Genomic DNA, 17,718 nt, shown 5'->3' on the forward strand with positions numbered 1-17,718 from the left:
CCCCCTTATTCTACTACAGTAGACAACACTTCAAATTGATTGACATCAATTAAACCCATGTCAGTAATCTTCCACTCAGGGCTTGTTACGAGCGACCAGAAAGATAGATGCATGAACGGAACATGTATGCCACACCCTAGTTCATCTTTAGCCAAGCGTGACATTTCATCTACTCTTTCACTCACTTCTTTCCCGTTTAATTCATCGCTTATTAGCCCTCCAACTTTTAATGGTAAATCGCCGATCACTCTTCCTTCGTTTATCATCGCAATTCCACCGTTCATCGCTATGACCCGATTGACGGCCGTGGCCATATCTTCATAGTTGGTTCCGGTGACGATAATATTATGTGTATCGTGAGCAACACTTTCGGCAATCGCACCACTCTGTAACTGAAATCCATGTAAAAACGATTTTCCTATTCTGTTACTTTTACCATGACGCTCGACGACTAGGAGAGGAAGAACATCCTGTTTGAGGCAAGGTTCGACGACCCCGCCGGAAACATTTAAATCAAATTCTTCTGCACCTGTTAAATTTTGATCAGGAATAGCAACAATCGATCTAACTCGGGCTTTATTGCTATTTCGATTCGTTGTGATATGCAAGTCTTCGGTTTTTACCCTTTTTCTCTTTACTGACGTTTTTGTGCTTTCCGGGTACGTATAAGAAGGTAGATCTATCGTTAATTGACCATTATCGGCTGCCGCCTTTCCATTTAAATAAACTTTATCAATGGTCATTTCATTCAAATTATCGATAACCGCAATATTGGCACGTTTCCCCGGGGCCAATATGCCTACATCCTTAAAGCCAAAATGTGTGGCAGGATTGATTGTCGCCATTTGAATTGCTTCAACGGGGTCGATCCCTTCGGCGATTGTCCTTCGAATAATGTCATTCATATGGCCATCTTTTAATAAATCATCAGCAGCCATATCGTCAGAAACGAGTATAGCTCTCCTCGAATCAAGCCCTTCTTCTTTGATGGCACGGACACATTCCGCCATGTTCCGTTGCGATGAACCTTCACGCATAAATACACTAACGCCATAACGAAGTTTTTCAACGGTTTCTTCTTTTGTTGTTGTTTCATGGCACGAAATATGTGTACCCCCACTAATAATATGAGCGGCCAATTCTTTGCCGAACAACGCCGGGGCGTTGCCCTCAACTGTTTTCCCAATGCTGTTGGCATATGACACCGCTGCTACTAAATCATCAATGAGCTCAGGAGCATTTTGGTAGACGGGTTGAATATTACTAAAGCTTTGAATTTCTCCGATCCCTTGTACATTTTCATCATTCAATAAATCTTTCATATGTTTAGCAGTGACTTCTTCCCCGGCAGTTTCTAGCCCGGGCGCATCCGGCACAGCGGCCGGGACGGTAAAATATACTTGATTCGGCAATGTTTTGGCTTCTTTGATCATTTCTTGCATCCCATGAACGCCAAGGACGTTTCCAATTTCATGCGGGTCTCCGATAAGCGTAGTGGTCCCCGTTGGAATCGATAGCCTTGAAAATTCCGTGCCTGTCAACATTGAGCTTTCAAAATGCATATGCGAATCAATAAATCCGGGGCTAATGAATTTTCCCCTTACATCTTCAATGGTTGTTGATGACCCGATTAAATCCTTGGCGTCCCCAACAAGTAGAATGTATTCATCTTTGATAGCGACATCTGCTTGATAAATTTCCCGTGTTACCGTATTAATGATGTAACCACCCTGAAGTACAAGATCAGCAAATAGATGATGGTCCAACAATACATCAATCAACTTACGACGTTGAATCGCTTCCTTAAACTTTTCCGCTTCCATTTCGTTCACCCTTTCCCATAATCGCATTCCAACATATCAATAATGCCGACTATAGCTGCATCGACAGGCGCATTATCATTATCAAACGCTCTGGATGCAATACTTCCTTTCACGAAAATCACTTTTTCACCAACCCCTGCACCTACCGTATCGACTGTAATAATGGGTTGCGCTTGACTTGGCTGATCGTCAATCCCCACCGGCTGTGTAACCAACATTTTTGCTCCGACAAGGCTTTCGTCCTTTCTTGTCGCTGTTACAGTGCCAACTACAATACCGATTTCCATATCAGGTGTCCTTTCATTCTTCACGTATTTGAATGTTATTTTTAAGTGCTAAATCTCTGGCAAGAGGGGTAATGACAGTATTGGAATCGATAATAACCTCATAGTGTGATTGTGATACTATTTGTTCAATGTTTTCTGCACTTATAATCGTCTTATCTTTAGTTCGAGAATAGAAATATCGATTGACTTCTTTTTCATCTGAAAACAACTTAACCCCAAAACTCCTGAGTCTATGCATTTGATTATTCAATTCATTTTTTAAGAACGAATTCCCATGATTCAATCCGTCTTGAGCCCATAAAGAATGGTAAGGGTTTGAACCAATGTCTAGAGCAGTAATTTTCCTCCCTTTCAATAACCCCCATAATATAATATGGGAGAATGGACGGTGATCGTTAAAAGCCAATATATCTGATATAAGCGAAAAGGATAATACAGGTATAAAAAAAGAAGAAAACCGCTCCTTTGCTACGCCTAGTTCACTGCACGGAATAAATGCATCAATGTCTGTTAATGCGTGTATGTCTTCTCTAGTAAAACCATCCAATACTGAATCTTCCATACTTATATAGATTGTGGCACCACTTGATTTTAATAATTTTAACGCAGCTAATCCTCGGTCCATACCGATCATATGATGGGAAAGAAGAGCCAGGATTTGCGGATGTTTATGAAACTCTGGCTCCATTTTGTTTTTTTGTGAAAGTGCTTGCAAAGTGTAAGTGACAACAGCACTTTGCCTGTTTTCATTCATGTTTATTCACCTTTGGAGAGTAGAGCGCGTTCAATTTCACTGTGAGGGCGCGGAATGACATGAACTGAAATCAGTTCACCAACTCTTCCTGCTGCATTTGCCCCGGCATCAGTTGCTGCCTTTACAGCACCAACATCTCCCCTTACCATAACAGTGACCAACCCAAAACCGATTTTATCGTATCCGCATATTTCTACATTAGCTGCTTTTACCATCGCATCCGCAGCTTCAATCGCACCGACAAGACCTTTTGTTTCTACCAATCCTAAGGCTTCACCCATAATGATTTCCTCCTTGATTTAAGTTTTATTTGATTTACCATTTTTGCTTTTTAAATCCTCATCCTGTTGCTCTGTTTTCTTATTTGTGGACTTTTCCTTTTTTTCTTCGTCCTGACTGTCCGTTTTTTTCGGTAAGTTCTCTTGAGAACTTTTTGATAGATTTTTTGTATTTTCAACTGTTTTGCCCATGAACTTATCTATTAATTCGTCTTTAACATTTGAATGTGTACGCGGGATCACATGCGATGAGACTATTGTTCCGACACTTTCACCAGCATTTGTTCCAGCTTCAACCGCCGAAGTAACCGCCGCAACATCTCCACTTAAATGGATCGTGACTCCGACAGCACCGCTAACGCCAATGACCGTCTCACTGCCAAGAATCTCAACATCAGCTGCTTTCACTGCTGCGTCAGCTGCAGAAACTGCTGTTGTATATCCGATCGTCTCAATTAACCCGAGCGCAATCATTACGTCCACCCCCTTCATATTAAGGCTTAGCTAGTCATCCTATAAATTGACCTCCATTTTTTTTGAATACTGCCTCGGCTTCTGTCATTTCGTTTTGACTTCCCGAGACAAGTAAATACTCGTTTTCGACATGATAGTTGAGCGTCCCTTCCGGCATTGCCTTCAATACATGATCCAACAATGAAATGTTGCTATAATAAGGAAGGCCTTCAACAAAACATAACCCCTCAACCGTATAATTGATGCCTAGTTGCTTAGATAGCCACGTGCTCGGATAATCAATTTTAAACACTTCATAATGTTTCATCGTGTTTCGATTTATTTTTTGGAACAATTGCTTGAGGGTATTTTTTAACCAGTGTTCATCTTCATAAAACATCTCTAGTAAAAACTCGCCTTTATTCTTCTTATCCCATTCGAGATGATACTTAACTTCTTGGTTTTCTCTGATGATGTTATTTACAAACATTAATTGACTCGGATAACACTCGGGAAAGTTTACGCACCCTGCGCTAACGCCTTGTTGCGGGGTTCGATAAAAGAATTTCTCCAAGCCTTTAGATAGCTTTGGGAAAAACCACGCTCCCGCCCCAGTATTTGCCTTTCCAATCATTTCGGCATACCCGGAGGCATTTGCTTTTTGATTGTAAGCTTCGCCCTTTGTAAGAGACATCGTTTGTAATTTAGATAATGCATTACTTGAGTGGCTGTTTGGGATGACCGTTACATTCGGTTGATTTATTTGTGAATTCTTAGAAACAGGAGACGCCTGTTCATTTGCAGTCATTGACAATCGTTTTGTTTTGTTTTCTAATTGATAGTTCGGTCGTTTTATGGATTCATTCGAAAGGCTGTCAGTTATCTCGCGTTGAAAAATTGATCTGTCCCCCTCGTCAGTGGAGGGATTCGCTTGTTTTGGGCTGAGGATTTGCCCAACGACCTCTTTCATAAAATCCGACATCGCCGCGCCACTCCTTACAATAATTTTTCAAGTTCCGTATGTGGCCGGGGGATTACATTACTTGATATTAATTCTCCACCAACACGCTCAGACGACAATTTTCCTATTTCAACCGCAGAATTCACATCGGCAACGTCCCCCTCGATAATCACAGTGATTAAGCCTGATCCGACTCTTTTTAAATCAAGGCAACTAATATTAGCTGCTTTCGCCATCGAATCCAGAGCTTCGGCTGCCGCGGTTAACCCCCTTGTTTCAACTAACCCAATTGCACTCACAAGTCTCCCTCCCTAATTCGTTTACAAATAATCATTTAAATCAATATCCAAAGGTATAGATGCTCGCCTAAATTCCGTTTTTTGGGCTAATGGAATAGTTGCGTCAACACCCATTTTTGCAGTTACTCCCCTTAGATTGTGAGATGCTTCCAGGGGTGATCCCTTAGCCCCAGGCATGATCATTACATCTATGTCAGCTTGGACTCTTGTAGCAATTGCCCATTCAACATCTTCAGGATTATATAGATCAACATCATCATCCACAACAACCACATGCTTTAAGTCCTTGTCACTTGCAAACGCTGCCATTGCTGCTTGTTTACCGTCACCATCCGTCTTTTTATCGATTTGAATAACGGCATGAAGGCGGGCAGCGGCAGCCATTGTCACATGAGCCGCTTGCACATTTTCTACGACCTGTCGGACCGTGCTTAACAAGGTCATTTCACGCACCAGACACATTGGCAGCTTTTCTTCTGCGCTTGCTGGTAAAATCGTTTGCGAAATGGCGTTTTTTCTATACGTTAGCGCTGACATTTCCACAATTGGTTGCTCCATGTCGCCTCCATAATAACCCCCGAGTTCAGCAAATGTTCCTTCGGAATCACGTTCATATGGCAACATTCGTCCTTCAAGGACGATTTCAGCTTCCGCCAAAACTTCGAGGTCTACCGTTCGGCATTGAACCACATCTAATGGTTGGCCAAGCAATGCACTGGCTACATCCAACTTATCTGTATGGAATAAATGTGTACTGACTTGGGAAGTGAGCACGACAGCTGGAACAACGCCAAACATGATTGCAACTTCCAACGGTTCGTTGTTTTTCTCAAATGTTGAATAATGACGTTGAAGTTCAGGCGAAGTAATCGCGATGTTTGTTTTATTCACACCTATAAATCCCATTCTGCGGATTGATGTATACCTTTTTTGTCCATTCGGCTCTTTAACGACTAATACACCGGAAACAAAATATGGTCCACAATCTTCTTCATGAAAAGTCGGAATGGGGAAATGTTCGTCCAAATTAAAGGGAGGAAACACTACATTTTCATGGACAGGAGCTGATTTAGATTGTATGGTGTTTGTTTTCATTGGATGAACAATGCTTTCAATTAATGATGGAATCAGTTCAGATGATGAAACACCTATGCTATCGGCCATTAGTTCTCTATCCCCACCCAATCCCGCAACCATTGAAGATTGGTAGCCTTTAATATTTTCAAACAGAAAAGGTTTTTGACCATTTTTGGTTTTAACAACAGCCCCCAGTTCATATTTAGGATCAACTTCCTTGTTGATACGATAGAGGAGATTTCTGTTTTCCAGACTCTCAATCAATGTTCTCATTGATACGGGGTTCACTATTTTTCTCCCCCCATCTGTCGATAAGTTTGTGATCAATGTTAAGTCCGTCCAATATACGAGAAACCATAAAATTAACCAGTTCCCATATTTCTTTCGGACGGTGGTAAAATCCCGGAGACGCAGGCATTATGGACACGTTTGCTTCAGCTAATCTTGTCATGTTTTGCAGATGGATGACATGAAAAGGGGCTTCTCTAGGGACAACAATGAGTTGTCGTTTTTCTTTCATTGCAACATTAGCAGCGCGACTTAGAAGCGTATCGCCAATTCCATTCGCGATTGCCCCCAATGTATTCATTGAACAAGGGACGATAACCATACCATCCGTCTGAAAAGAACCACTCGCCACTGGAGCAAACAAGTTTCCGTCATCATGAACCTCAGCAAATTGATGCATATCCTTTATATTGACACCGCATTCGTATTGCATCACCTTATCTCCCGTTTCGGTCGCAATAACGTGCGTCTCAATGCCTAATTGATGAAGGGTGTGGATCAGTGTATAAGCATACAAAGATCCACTAGCTCCTGTTATTCCTACAATAATTCTCATAGGAGTTTTAATTGGCCTGTTTGTTTCGGGAGAATTTCTGTATCGCAGCCTTTTTGTATTCCTCTGTTGTCATCACCTCACCAAATATACCGATATCTACCAAACCTGCCTCATGCATTTCGTCAGTTTTGGAAGCAGTTGCATCCGACAAACATACAACATTATACGTGTGATACAAGGCATCAGAGGCGGTACTCCTGACACAAACATTCGTCCAATTTCCTGTAAGCACGACGGTGTCAATGCCCTCTTCCCGTAGAAAAAGGTCAAAATCGGTATGGGCAAAAGCACTGTGACGCCTTTTTTGGACGATGTAATCCCCCTTGTCTTCTTCCGGTTGCAATTCAGGAATAAACTCTGATCCCCATGTACCCTTAATGGCATGTACAGGCCTTACTTTGAAATCAGCATCGTTTTTTCGATGCGCTTCTTGAATAAAAACGACCTGAATATCATTGTCATGGCTAAAATCAACCATTTCTCTTATTTTAGGGACAATTTTTTCATTGTTCTCAACCCGTAATGCCCCACCTTCTGCAATAAAATCATTCAACATATCGATAACAACAACTGCGTGTTTGTTTCCTTTTACGCCCATGTTTAAATACCTCCTGTGAATTGTTTTTCTTTATCTGTAACATCTACCTTTTGACCTAACGTATTTTCCGTTTCATATTTTAATTCACGGTCAAGACGTTGAATGCTTTGGCGTTCCACGTACTTCCCATAACCAGGTTCGCTTACAATTCCGCCGTCATCAGCGTTATAGACCATCTTTCCCCGAACGATGGTTTGTACAGGAATACCTTTCAAATCCATGCCATGGAAGGGGGTATATTTGGCTTCCGTTAATACATTATCCTTGTCGATCGTATAATTCCGTTCTAGATCGATCACAGTAAAGTCTGCGTCACTTCCAAGCTCCATCGCTCCCTTTTTGGGGTAAATCCCATAGTGAATGGCAGCATTACGACTCGTAACTTCCACAAACCTGGACAATGACAGACGCCCTTTATTCAAGCCTTCACTTACCAGTATCGGTACCATTTGTTCTACCCCAGGCATACCGGGGAAACTGGTCCAAATAGTCGAACCTTTTTTCTCGGTTTCAATGTTGTAAGGTGCATGATCCGTTCCGACGAAATCTACCGTGCCATCTGCAAGTCCTTGCCAAAATGCTTCATTGTCTTCTTTGCCACGTAGTGGCGGCGCAATTTTTGCAAACGTTCCCCATTTATTCATCGCTTCTTCAGCATTTAGCACCAAATATTGGGGACACGTCTCTGATGTCACCTTAACGCCACGCTTCTTCGCCTCACGAACAAGCTCGACTCCCTTTTTTGAAGTCATGTGAACAACATGAACCCTAGCATCCGTTTCTTCGGCAAAACTTAAAATAAGTTCAATCGCTGTTTTTTCTGCAATAACCCCTCTCGCTTCTGACCAAGCAACTGGATCTTCCCTTCCTTCACTTTCAAGCTTTTTCGAATAAAATGTACAAATGTCAAGGTTTTCTGCATGAACCCCGATTGGCAAATCTGTTGGGGCGACATGACGGAAGATTTCAAGCATTTCCGCATCAGATACCGGTGGGAACGTCGGAACAGAAGGTGTCATATAGACTTTGAAAGCAACAACGCCTTCGTCTACTTGAGGTTGAATATTGTGAAGCAATCCTTCCCGAACATCTTCTCCTGTCATGCCACCCCAGAAAGCGTAGTCAATAACAGCTTTATCTTTAATCGAATTTAATTTTTCATGGAATTGTTCGCGGCTGCGTACAGACGGTTTTGTTGTACACGGCATATCAATGTGAGATGTTAGGCCTCCTTTTGCTGCCGATCGCCCAGCGGCGTCAAACGTGTCACGGTGACTAAATCCCGGCTCCATAAAGTGGGTGTGTGGATCGATACAACCCGGAACCACCAAATTCTGTTGTGCATCAAATATTTCGTCAGCTTCTATACCTTCTATAGAATTAGTGAAACCAACGATTGTGCCTTGATTCACCAAAATATTCGTCAATACTTGTCTGTCTCCCTGCGGAATATTGGCATTTTTCATGATTAAATCCATAAAAAACTCCCTTTCTTTTATAATGATATTTATTAGAAAAACTTGACTTTTCGCCAAGAATGGCGAAAGTCTAAGTCTTTTCTTATACTTTACTCCTTTAACAAAGGCAAACATTCTTAAAGTGTAAAATAAAAAACCGTAGATGAAAGAAGGCATAAGTGTGCACCTTCTACATCTACGGTTTCTCATTACACCGGTTAAACAGAGAATAAGCTCCCGCATAACATTTAGGTGGAAGAACTATAGCGAGTAAATCGCCTTAGATTCTCCCTTTTCATTTAGTTCTTATTAATCTTAAATCTAAAAGTTTTCTTTAAAATGAATGACCGTACAAGCGTATTCGGATTCAGGATCAAAATCCTTCAATACGGTGAAGACTCCTATTCCCAGATGGCGTTCGATCTCTGCTTTCAATCTGTCCTTAAATTCCATGACAAGCGCCGCATCAGCTGCCAAAGTCAGTTCTTTATACTGATTATTAAGAGCATTTAAAGCTGGGTTGCGCTTATGTTCTCCGAAAATCACAACAGTGTTATCAAATGTCTCGATCTTTTGTTTCTTCACCCCTAATCCATGAACTTCTTTGTTGATTTTGTTATAAATTTGCGATAATTCTTTTTTCAGATTATTTTTTGCCGGGTCAGAAACTTCTTCGAGCATCAATCACCCCTCCAAGCATAAAAGATATTTGGAGAACATGTGACAAAGTTATACGCCATTTGAAAACAATTAAAATATTTCTATGTTTTTAATATTATACTATCTCTTGAATAACGTCAATACTTTTCCATTGACTTCTCATTCATAATTTTAATTAAGTTTATTCATAATGAAGCAGTTCTGTAATCCCCGGGCAAACAAAATCCCGAAAATTGGAATAATAATGCGGTTTTGCGGGATTTTTGAATTAAGGTGGTGTGTACTGTCCTTAAAATTTCGGTTGAATAGCAAAAACCTCTAGAGAGTGGCTCCCCAGGTGATAAGGGTTTTACGCTGTTCATGAGGGGGCCCTTTTTTGAAGTCATTTTTCCAACTTAGGTGGAATTCATCAATATGAATAGACAATAAATACAAGCTTTAGTGCTTTTTCCGTTTTTTACGATGTTCACTTGAATGGGGGTGTATTTTTTTAATAGGAGCATTTTCGATCGCTTCATTAGTACGTTGTGAGACCTCATGCATTAATGCTTTTCCATCCCAGTCGACAGGCCATCCTTCCCAAAGACGTAATTTACCGGATACGAACACACCAACGATTTGATCACGATTACCAAACCGTGTAAATTCCCAAACTAGATCTCTTGATGGTTGAAACTCCGGGATGTCCACATCAACGAGCAAGAAATCTGCAGCTTTGCCCGATGCTATTTCACCCGTTAGGTTTCCTAAAGAAATTGCTTCAGCACCGCTTGTAGTTGCTTGATCAAACCAAGTCCACCCTCCACCACTGGAAAAATCACCTACTTGAAGACCATATGATAACCTATGGGTTGCTTCGGCAGCATCTATCAATCTAAATCCATCACTTCGTGTAGCGTCGGTGCCAAGCCCGATGCGAATACCAAGTTCATGCATATGTAATGCAGGTGCTGCAGCATTTCCCTTCCATTGAGTTGCAACAGGGTTATAAGCAACAGCAGTACCACTTTCTTGCAACATGGTAATTTCTTCTGGGGTTAATAAAGTAGCGTGAGCAGCTAACGTTTGGGGACCCAGCGCTTTAATTGAATGTAGATGCTCAAGCGGTCTTAAACCATGCTGAATTAAAGAACGTTCAACAGAAGCAAGATGTTCATTGACATGCGTTTGGAAAACCGCGCCTGCTTCTTTACATAAATTAGAAGCAGTATAAATCATATGATCAGTAGCTACTTCAGGTATTGATATAGCAAGTGAAGGGTGTACCAGGCTATGATTCTCCCATTCATTAAGATATTTTTCAGCTTGCTTTAGAATCTTATTCTGATCACTGGAAGAGGCACCTTTATCATTAGAAATCATGCCAAGAACGCACCGGATACCAACTTCGGATACAGCCTTTACAAGGGGATCTAAACCGCCTTCTGTACGAGCTCCGGCATCAACAACAGTTGTAAACCCTCCACGCAGAGATTCAAGTGCTGCCAGTTTTCCTGAAAGGTACATTAACTCAGCATCAAGGTTACCTTCTAGTGGCACCCAGACTCTTTTAAAAATTTCTGAAGGTTCTCCGAAGGCCAACGCCTTACCAAATGATTGCGTAAGATGGTGATGAGCATCAATAAAACCTGGCATCATAGCAAAACCCGGAAGGTCAATTTTGGTTATATTAGGGTAACGCGATAGCAAGTCCTCTACAGGACCAACCTCAGAGAAATATCCCTCTTCAATTACCACAGCATAATTGGAAACAGATCCATGACTTAGTATAAGATGTTCCGGAGTAATCAAAAGGCGCTGCGCAAAAAAGATTTCAGGATTCAGTTCAATTCTTGATACCATTGTGAGATTCCACCTCGCGGCTAATTTTTTAAAATATAGTTTTTATAAATCTCTTTACTCAAAATACCAGTTGTTAATACACGATTCATACAGATCAACAAATATTGAGCGCATATGAATGTCAATGATTAGCAAAGAACAAATTATCCTTATTTTTGCATTTTTAATATAATATCTCTGCATCCCATTTCCCGTCTAGAGGCTGGTCGAATAGCCTGTGTAAATTTAATTGTTTTGAAGCTTCATCCATATAATAACCTTGATAATTAATATCTATGTTGTTCGGGGATCCATCATACGAATAATATGATTTATTATGGTTCAATAAGTTTTTTAGAGCTTTTAGATCTTGGTGATATACTGCTGCATCCCATCTAACTTTGGAAATGATATCTGTAGAAATTGAATGTTGAATCCCAATAGATTTACTAATGATTTTTGCGACCTTTAAAGGGGAGCTACGGGCAATTTGATGAGTTCTAATATGCGCCTTTAAATAAGCGATTACTAAATCATCATTCTTCTGTGCCCATTGCTCTTGAGCGATAACCCCTGTCAAATAATCATCGTTAATACTTTCATAGTCAATAGTCCTAGCACCTTGTAATCGGGAAAGACTTACATATGGTTCCCACATGACACTCGCTTCAACACACCCTTGCATAATATTTGAATAACTTGAATTCATATCTTGGTTAATGATTTCATAATCAAAATTAGTATTCGGTAACCACTGATTTAAACGGTGACTCGCGCTTGAATTTACAACCGTAGTAATTGTAGTTCCCCTTGAATGGAACAAGTCTCGATATTTTTTTCCTTTTGGGATAACAAGGGATATCCCTGAGCTGTGTGATGTTTTTCCATCAAAACAAAGTAATACGGGGCGGAATTTTGGCAATAGGTTACTGATTTGATGGCTCATGATTATTGGATAATCCCCTAATGAGGCAATATGAACTCCCCCGGAAATTATGCCTTCTACTAGCTCCAAGCCATTTGTGGCATCGATCCATTGAATATTTACCCTGCGATTCGGATAATTTAAGGCTATTTCTTCTTCAAACAAGCGAAGTTCTTTCATAATAAGGGAACTCCACATATGGGCCGTTTGACTTTGATATCCAATTATGATGGTTTGAAGTTGATCTATTTGATCCTCATAATTATCTTCTATTTTTGTGTGTTGCTTGACCCATGCATGCACATCTTTCTCGTTAAAGAAAATTTCCTTACCTATTTTTATATAGGGAAGCCCTTTAAACTTTCGCCATCTATCGATGGTTGAGCGACTAACATGTAAAAGATCCATTGCTTCTTGTATAGTGATTAGATTTAATTCATTTTGCATATTAAACACCTCTAGTAAGTTATAAAAAAGAAAAAGGGGGTTGATAATAGTCAAAATCACCATTTTAACATTCGGAATTTACTGGTGATTTTAATCATTCTTCGTCATTCACCTCCATACGTAGGGCTTTTTCAAATGACTTATTGATAAATGAAAATGATTACTTTATATTAACCTTTAAAGTACAGGCGAAACAATAATGTTGTCAAGGAAGGGTGAATAAAATTAAAAGTTGGAATTTTTTAATATATTGATAAAATACACTTGCGATGGTTTCCTGAATTGGATAAGAAGTTTTTTAAAATTAAATATCTTTATACGAGTGAGGAGATAGTATGGAAGAAGGATATCAATCAATTGCTGATAGGGTTAAGAAGGAATATAAGATATACATTTCAGCTTTTTCCGTTCTTATTTTATCAGAGCTTATTGGGGAAATTGAAGTTAATTTCGGGCCCGGGATGTTGATTTTATTTCCGCTTTTCTACGGAATAATTATTGGAGTTTTGTTGGGACCTGATTTAATTGGCTTTTTTAAAAATGAAGAGGTAGAAGCAGCGTCACCTCTAGTCTTGGTAGCTATAGCACCGTTCATTGTCAACATTGGAATTACAGCGGCTCAAGACCTCCCTTTGCTTATTTCTGTAGGACCGGCCTTACTTTTAGCGGAATTCGGAAACTTATTTACAGTCCTTATCGCTTTGCCTTTAGCTTTATTCCTTGGTTTAAAACGCGAAGCAGTTGGCGCTACGCATTCTATTAACAGGGAAACAAACTTGGCTTTAATCACTAATGTATATGGGCCAAACTCCCCTGAACTGAGAGGTACACTAGCAGTATATATCATGGGCGGTCTTTTTGGAACCATCTTCTTCGGTTTTTTAGCCTCATTAGTGGCTTCAACAGACCTTTTTCACCCACATGCTCTTGCAATTGGAGCAGGTGTAGGTGCAGGGATCATGATGGCTGCTGCCACAACTAGTTTAGCGCATATTTATCCGGCGTATGCTGACGATATTCTCGCGCTCGGTGGGGCGGGCGATATGTTGACTGGAATGACGGGGCTATATGCTGCAATATTTATAGCTCTTCCTCTTGCGAATAAAATATATCAGCTATTAGAACCAAGAATTGGCCGCAAAAAGAAATCTACTGTTAAAAAGGAGGAAACAGATTATGAAGCTTAAAGAATGGGCCTTTTTATTCGGATTTATTGCAATCGGTATCATTACCACAAATCTAATTGGTTATAATACCCCAATTACAGACTCTTTAATGGGAGTATTGATTTTATGTTCAATCGCGTTTATTGCCGTATGCGTGTCAAAAATAATTCCATTAAGACTTCCAATGATTATTTATTGTTCAATATTAGGTTTGCTCATTGCTTCACCTGTTTCCCCTATAGGCGATTTTGTAAGTGATGCAGCAGGAAATATAGATTTCAAAGCTCCGCTAACGATGGTAGGAGCGTTAGCCGGAATAGCAATTGGTGCTAGCGTCCGTGAGTTCACAAAACTTAGTTGGAGAATCGTTGTCGTGGCGTTAGTTGTTATGGCGAGTACATTTATAGGGTCTGTGATCATTGCTCAGATTGTCCTTAACATCACAAATTAAATTTAAGAGGTTTACCATTTTACAGTCGATAAACCCACCCACTTTAAGAGAATACTATACCCTTTGGCGGAAACAGATTTCTTAACGCAATCTGCATCAAGAGGAGCGATAACTACTCCACCTATGCCCTTTCCCTTCACGGGGATAACAACCAATAAGTTCTGTATCGTAGTCGAGATGTGCAAAAATGGTGTTAAGCAGTCCAAGCAAAAATCCATAAAACGCACCTCGCAAAAGCGGGATTGTACCTTTTTTGCTCGAGTGCGTTTTTGTTATACCGTAACGCAATGGCCAGTTATTTTTATATAAAAGTTTATGGTGATTAAGTCTACTTTTGTAATTATCAACAGATTTAAGAAATGCCATATATATCGTATAGAGACGAGGGTTAGATGTTGGATTATCTATTTATATTTATATTAGCTTTAAATCTATTAGTTGGTATCCTCTTGGGAATGTCTAGCATAGGAGGGTTCCTTCTCCCATTAATTTATGTAGGTTTTTTACAGTTACCGTTAAGAGAATCATTGGCTTTAAGTTTTTTATCCTTCGCTATAGCAGGAATTATTGGGTCATATACTTATTGGAAATCCAAAAACATTGATATGAAATTAGCGATAATTATTAGTATCGGAAGCATTCCTGGTGCTTTCTTAGGTGTACAGCTAAATGTCATGACTCCCGATCATATTGCTACCCTAATATTGTATATATTTGTATTAATTTCAGGAGTTTCACTTTTATTCAATGGTAAAAATGATCAAGGCAGTACATCTACAACAAACATACTAGAAAAAAAATGGTTTGTTTTACTATTAGGCTTTACGACAGCGACAATTTGTGCGTTATCAGGAGCCGGAGGCCCAATTTTACTTGTGCCTTTATTAACAAAGCTAGGACTCAGTATCCGAGTTACTGTAGGTGTATGTTTATTTAATTCAGTCGTTATTGCTTTGCCATCAATGCTTGGTTATTTTCAATATGCGAATATGGAAACGTTAACCCCCCTAATCGTGGCTAGTGCAATAGGACAACTTGCAGGCATATTAACAGGATCGTATCTTTCAAACAAGGCAGAATTAAACCAATTACGTTTTTTCATTACATGGTTCACCATCCTAACAGCGACCTACATGATTATTACATTATTTATTTAGCCCAAGTTCATGCTTAAAAACCGAACACTCTTGTGATCACGGGGCTCGAACAGCTTGTTTGTTCAAGCCTCTCGCTATTGAAGTCGAGCCTTCCTAAAGTATAATCTGCTAAACTAAGCCCATCTAACAAGCCGGGGTTTTTCCATCCAGCGCACTTCAATCCTTAGATTTTAAAGATGTACCCTTTTTAACATACAACTATATCTTTCTTTGGGGTATTTTTCACTGTCAAAAGTACGTAATTCAATGCGTGTTCTTGCACGTGATCTAAGATGAATTTCGTTTTCCCCACCAGACTTCAAATTTTGTATCCTTCACTATTGAAGTCCATTCAAGCATGTCCCCTTTTTTAATATATTGACTTTTCCATTTTATTTTTCTATACTTAAATTTATTAGGAAATGGATACGTTCATTCGGTTCATTTTTCTTCCAAAAGTGTATCGGTTGCTCAACCTCTGTTTACCGGAGGCTTTTGAAGCCGTAGATGAAGAAGTGATTCTTCTATCTACGGCTCTTTTTTGTTGCAAATCTATTCAAAGTATATTGTCTGCGATGAAATGGGGTGCTAACAGAGCTGTGAAACAATTTTAGATCTATTGCTGAATATGAAAGCCCTTTCAAAAGAACATACGTGCAGTTTTTTGATTATGGGTAGGCAAAAATCTAATAAATTTTCCAACGCAATATTCTAGTTTTAGATGACCCAACGAATGCCGAGAGCCTACAATTGAGGAGGAATTGTATTGAAACAGCAGACAACATTTCATTACCCCTGGTACAAAAAAGAGGATACCGATGCTTTTTTCGCTTTATTTCAAAATAACCTTGCCAATTTTGTTATAATTACGATTGCAATGCTTGGAATGGGGTTTACTACAGACATTGTTTTCGGACGAGTTATCCCGGGTGTAGCTGTAGCGGTACTGTTTGGTCATCTGTATTATGCCTACACTGCAACTCGTTTGGCAAAAAGAGAGCAAAGAACGGATGTAACGGCTCTATCTTACGGAATAAGTACGCCTGTAATGTTCATTTTCCTGTTTGGAGTCCTACTGCCGGCTATTACACTGACTGATGACCCAGAGCTGGCCTGGAGAATAGGAGTGGCTGCTGCCTTTATAAGTGGGCTAATTGAAGCTTTAGTTAGCCTTGTTGGAAGGTGGATTCAAAGAAATTTACCGCGAGCAGCAATGCTGGGTGCTATTAGTGGCGTAGCTTTAACATTTATCGCAGGTGAAATGCTATTTATGACAATGGAAATACCCGTAGCGGGACTTATAGCATTAGCCATTATCATCGTAGGTGTTATTGGAAAAGTAACCATGCCATTTAGGATCCCGGCTTCCTTATTTGCCATAATTATCGGTACAATTTTGGCATATGCTTTTGGACCAGCCAATATTGGTCAAATTACGGACGGACTAGCTTATGTGGGATTTTATCCATTTTTACCAACTTTAGCAGCTTTTGAAGGGATGACTTATCTTTTTGGAGCTATGATTGGCATATTCGCGGTTGTCCTTCCTATCACCATCTATAATGCTATAGAAACGATGAACAACGTGGAAGCAATGGAAGCAGCAGGTGATAAGTATGATGTTCGGGAATGTCAGGCTGTTGATGGGGCAGGAGCAATGTTGGGGGCTGTTTTTGGGGGAGCATTTCCGACCACCGTCCTTCTTGCCACAGTTGGAGCCAAGCATATGGGAGCAGGTCGTGGCTATAGCATATTAAACGCAATAGTATACACACTTACAGCCATGTTTGGTTTAATCGCTGCAGTCTCGGAAATTATCCCTGTAGCCGTAATAGCACCTGTTCTTGTTTATGTGGGTGCTTCCATGGTGTCAACGGCATTTGAATCGAGTGCATCAAAATACTATCCGGCTGTCGTTATAGCTATGCTTCCATATTTTTCAAATTACTTAATGACTCGGTTTGATGATGATGCTCCTGAAATAGTGGCAGATATCTCCACAGGTATCGTTCCCCTGGGTGACGGAGCCATGTTCACAGCCTTGATTTTTGGAGCTATTACCGTCTTTATCATTGATGGTGATTTTAAAAGGGCAACTGTCTTTGCCTGCACAGGATCCGTTTTCTCCTTTTTCGGACTCATGCACGCTCCGGAGTTAGCGTTCAATGCATCTCCTGATTTTGCCATCGGTTACTTAATAGTGGGACTTTTCTTCTTTTATCAAGCTATTAAAGATGTGAAAGTGGGGAAAATCCAAGAATTGGATCAATAAGAAAAATCA

18 protein-coding genes are annotated in these 17,718 nt (G+C 40.1%); 4 read left to right on the plus strand and 14 right to left on the minus strand.

The window, feature by feature from the left end; all coding sequences use genetic code 11:
• Positions 1-5 precede the first annotated feature (5 nt).
• The 14 genes from ade to HUG15_RS17600 all read right to left on the minus strand — a co-directional run bounded on the left by ade (position 6) and on the right by HUG15_RS17600 (position 12,684).
• Positions 6-1,823, minus strand: a complete 1,818-nt coding sequence (gene ade, locus HUG15_RS17535) for an adenine deaminase (protein WP_200124321.1) — start codon at positions 1,821-1,823, stop codon at positions 6-8.
• Positions 1,824-1,828: 5 nt separating this feature from the next.
• The gene (locus tag HUG15_RS17540) at positions 1,829-2,110 is read right to left on the minus strand and encodes a EutN/CcmL family microcompartment protein (protein ID WP_200124322.1); all 282 of its coding nucleotides are present in this window, start codon (positions 2,108-2,110) and stop codon (positions 1,829-1,831) included.
• A 13-nt stretch (positions 2,111-2,123) separates the two neighbouring features.
• Positions 2,124-2,864, minus strand: coding sequence for a hypothetical protein (locus tag HUG15_RS17545; RefSeq protein WP_200124323.1), 741 nt, complete (start codon positions 2,862-2,864; stop codon positions 2,124-2,126).
• A gap of 2 nt (positions 2,865-2,866) precedes the next feature.
• Entirely contained in the window at positions 2,867-3,145 is a 279-nt protein-coding gene (locus tag HUG15_RS17550) for a BMC domain-containing protein (RefSeq protein ID WP_200085461.1), read from the minus strand.
• A gap of 18 nt (positions 3,146-3,163) precedes the next feature.
• A complete protein-coding gene (locus tag HUG15_RS17555) occupies positions 3,164-3,616 on the minus strand; it encodes a BMC domain-containing protein (RefSeq protein ID WP_200124324.1) in 453 nt (150 codons plus the stop codon).
• A gap of 34 nt (positions 3,617-3,650) precedes the next feature.
• The gene (locus HUG15_RS17560; RefSeq protein WP_200124325.1) at positions 3,651-4,577 is read right to left on the minus strand and encodes a hypothetical protein; all 927 of its coding nucleotides are present in this window, start codon (positions 4,575-4,577) and stop codon (positions 3,651-3,653) included.
• A gap of 14 nt (positions 4,578-4,591) precedes the next feature.
• Positions 4,592-4,855, minus strand: coding sequence for a BMC domain-containing protein (locus HUG15_RS17565; protein WP_200124326.1), 264 nt, complete (start codon positions 4,853-4,855; stop codon positions 4,592-4,594).
• Between the two features lie 21 nt (positions 4,856-4,876).
• Positions 4,877-6,220 carry a UbiD family decarboxylase gene (locus HUG15_RS17570; protein WP_200124327.1) on the minus strand — a complete coding sequence of 448 codons (1,344 nt, stop codon included), beginning with the start codon at positions 6,218-6,220 and terminating at the stop codon, positions 4,877-4,879.
• Positions 6,189-6,737, minus strand: a complete 549-nt coding sequence (locus HUG15_RS17575) for a UbiX family flavin prenyltransferase (RefSeq protein WP_246516386.1) — start codon at positions 6,735-6,737, stop codon at positions 6,189-6,191. Before HUG15_RS17575 ends, HUG15_RS17570 begins: the two co-directional genes overlap by 32 nt.
• A 46-nt stretch (positions 6,738-6,783) precedes the next feature.
• Complete coding sequence (locus HUG15_RS17580) at positions 6,784-7,374, minus strand: cysteine hydrolase family protein (RefSeq protein ID WP_200124329.1); 591 nt, start codon at positions 7,372-7,374, stop codon at positions 6,784-6,786.
• Positions 7,375-7,376: 2 nt separating this feature from the next.
• Positions 7,377-8,852, minus strand: coding sequence for a dihydroorotase (locus tag HUG15_RS17585; RefSeq protein ID WP_200124330.1), 1,476 nt, complete (start codon positions 8,850-8,852; stop codon positions 7,377-7,379).
• A 300-nt stretch (positions 8,853-9,152) separates the two neighbouring features.
• On the minus strand, positions 9,153-9,512 hold the full coding sequence (locus HUG15_RS17590; protein WP_200124331.1) for a Na-translocating system protein MpsC family protein: 360 nt from the start codon (positions 9,510-9,512) through the stop codon (positions 9,153-9,155).
• Between the two features lie 417 nt (positions 9,513-9,929).
• Entirely contained in the window at positions 9,930-11,333 is a 1,404-nt protein-coding gene (locus HUG15_RS17595; protein ID WP_200124332.1) for an amidohydrolase family protein, read from the minus strand.
• Positions 11,334-11,496: 163 nt separating this feature from the next.
• Entirely contained in the window at positions 11,497-12,684 is a 1,188-nt protein-coding gene (locus tag HUG15_RS17600; protein WP_200124333.1) for a helix-turn-helix domain-containing protein, read from the minus strand.
• Positions 12,685-13,019: 335 nt separating this feature from the next.
• Between HUG15_RS17600 and HUG15_RS17605 the strand changes: the two genes are divergently transcribed.
• The 4 genes from HUG15_RS17605 to HUG15_RS17620 all read left to right on the plus strand — a co-directional run bounded on the left by HUG15_RS17605 (position 13,020) and on the right by HUG15_RS17620 (position 17,709).
• Complete coding sequence (locus HUG15_RS17605) at positions 13,020-13,871, plus strand: DUF3100 domain-containing protein (RefSeq protein WP_200124334.1); 852 nt, start codon at positions 13,020-13,022, stop codon at positions 13,869-13,871.
• Positions 13,861-14,301 (plus strand): hypothetical protein, encoded by a 441-nt coding sequence (locus tag HUG15_RS17610; RefSeq protein ID WP_200124335.1) that lies wholly within the window; start codon positions 13,861-13,863, stop codon positions 14,299-14,301. The genes HUG15_RS17605 and HUG15_RS17610 overlap by 11 nt, the downstream gene beginning before the upstream one ends.
• Positions 14,302-14,693: 392 nt before the next feature.
• Positions 14,694-15,458: a sulfite exporter TauE/SafE family protein gene (locus HUG15_RS17615; RefSeq protein WP_211202257.1), complete on the plus strand. Its 765-nt coding sequence runs from the start codon at positions 14,694-14,696 to the stop codon at positions 15,456-15,458.
• Between the two features lie 745 nt (positions 15,459-16,203).
• The gene (locus HUG15_RS17620) at positions 16,204-17,709 is read left to right on the plus strand and encodes a SulP family inorganic anion transporter (protein WP_200124337.1); all 1,506 of its coding nucleotides are present in this window, start codon (positions 16,204-16,206) and stop codon (positions 17,707-17,709) included.
• Positions 17,710-17,718: the final 9 nt, after the last annotated feature.

This window comes from Salicibibacter cibarius (assembly GCF_016495725.1).
Lineage (GTDB): Bacteria > Bacillota > Bacilli > Bacillales > Marinococcaceae > Salicibibacter > Salicibibacter cibarius.

Coding starts and splice junctions, on each gene's coding strand:
- ade (WP_200124321.1), bottom strand. CDS start 1,823: ATGGAAGCGGAAAAGTTTAAGGAAGCGATTCAACGTCGTAAGTTGATT.
- HUG15_RS17600 (WP_200124333.1), bottom strand. CDS start 12,684: ATGCAAAATGAATTAAATCTAATCACTATACAAGAAGCAATGGATCTT.
- HUG15_RS17595 (WP_200124332.1), bottom strand. CDS start 11,333: ATGGTATCAAGAATTGAACTGAATCCTGAAATCTTTTTTGCGCAGCGC.
- HUG15_RS17580 (WP_200124329.1), bottom strand. CDS start 7,374: ATGGGCGTAAAAGGAAACAAACACGCAGTTGTTGTTATCGATATGTTG.
- HUG15_RS17560 (WP_200124325.1), bottom strand. CDS start 4,577: ATGTCGGATTTTATGAAAGAGGTCGTTGGGCAAATCCTCAGCCCAAAA.
- HUG15_RS17615 (WP_211202257.1), top strand. CDS start 14,694: ATGTTGGATTATCTATTTATATTTATATTAGCTTTAAATCTATTAGTT.
- HUG15_RS17605 (WP_200124334.1), top strand. CDS start 13,020: ATGGAAGAAGGATATCAATCAATTGCTGATAGGGTTAAGAAGGAATAT.
- HUG15_RS17610 (WP_200124335.1), top strand. CDS start 13,861: ATGAAGCTTAAAGAATGGGCCTTTTTATTCGGATTTATTGCAATCGGT.
- HUG15_RS17550 (WP_200085461.1), bottom strand. CDS start 3,145: ATGGGTGAAGCCTTAGGATTGGTAGAAACAAAAGGTCTTGTCGGTGCG.
- HUG15_RS17545 (WP_200124323.1), bottom strand. CDS start 2,864: ATGAATGAAAACAGGCAAAGTGCTGTTGTCACTTACACTTTGCAAGCA.
- HUG15_RS17585 (WP_200124330.1), bottom strand. CDS start 8,852: ATGGATTTAATCATGAAAAATGCCAATATTCCGCAGGGAGACAGACAA.
- HUG15_RS17540 (WP_200124322.1), bottom strand. CDS start 2,110: ATGGAAATCGGTATTGTAGTTGGCACTGTAACAGCGACAAGAAAGGAC.
- HUG15_RS17590 (WP_200124331.1), bottom strand. CDS start 9,512: ATGCTCGAAGAAGTTTCTGACCCGGCAAAAAATAATCTGAAAAAAGAA.
- HUG15_RS17555 (WP_200124324.1), bottom strand. CDS start 3,616: ATGATTGCGCTCGGGTTAATTGAGACGATCGGATATACAACAGCAGTT.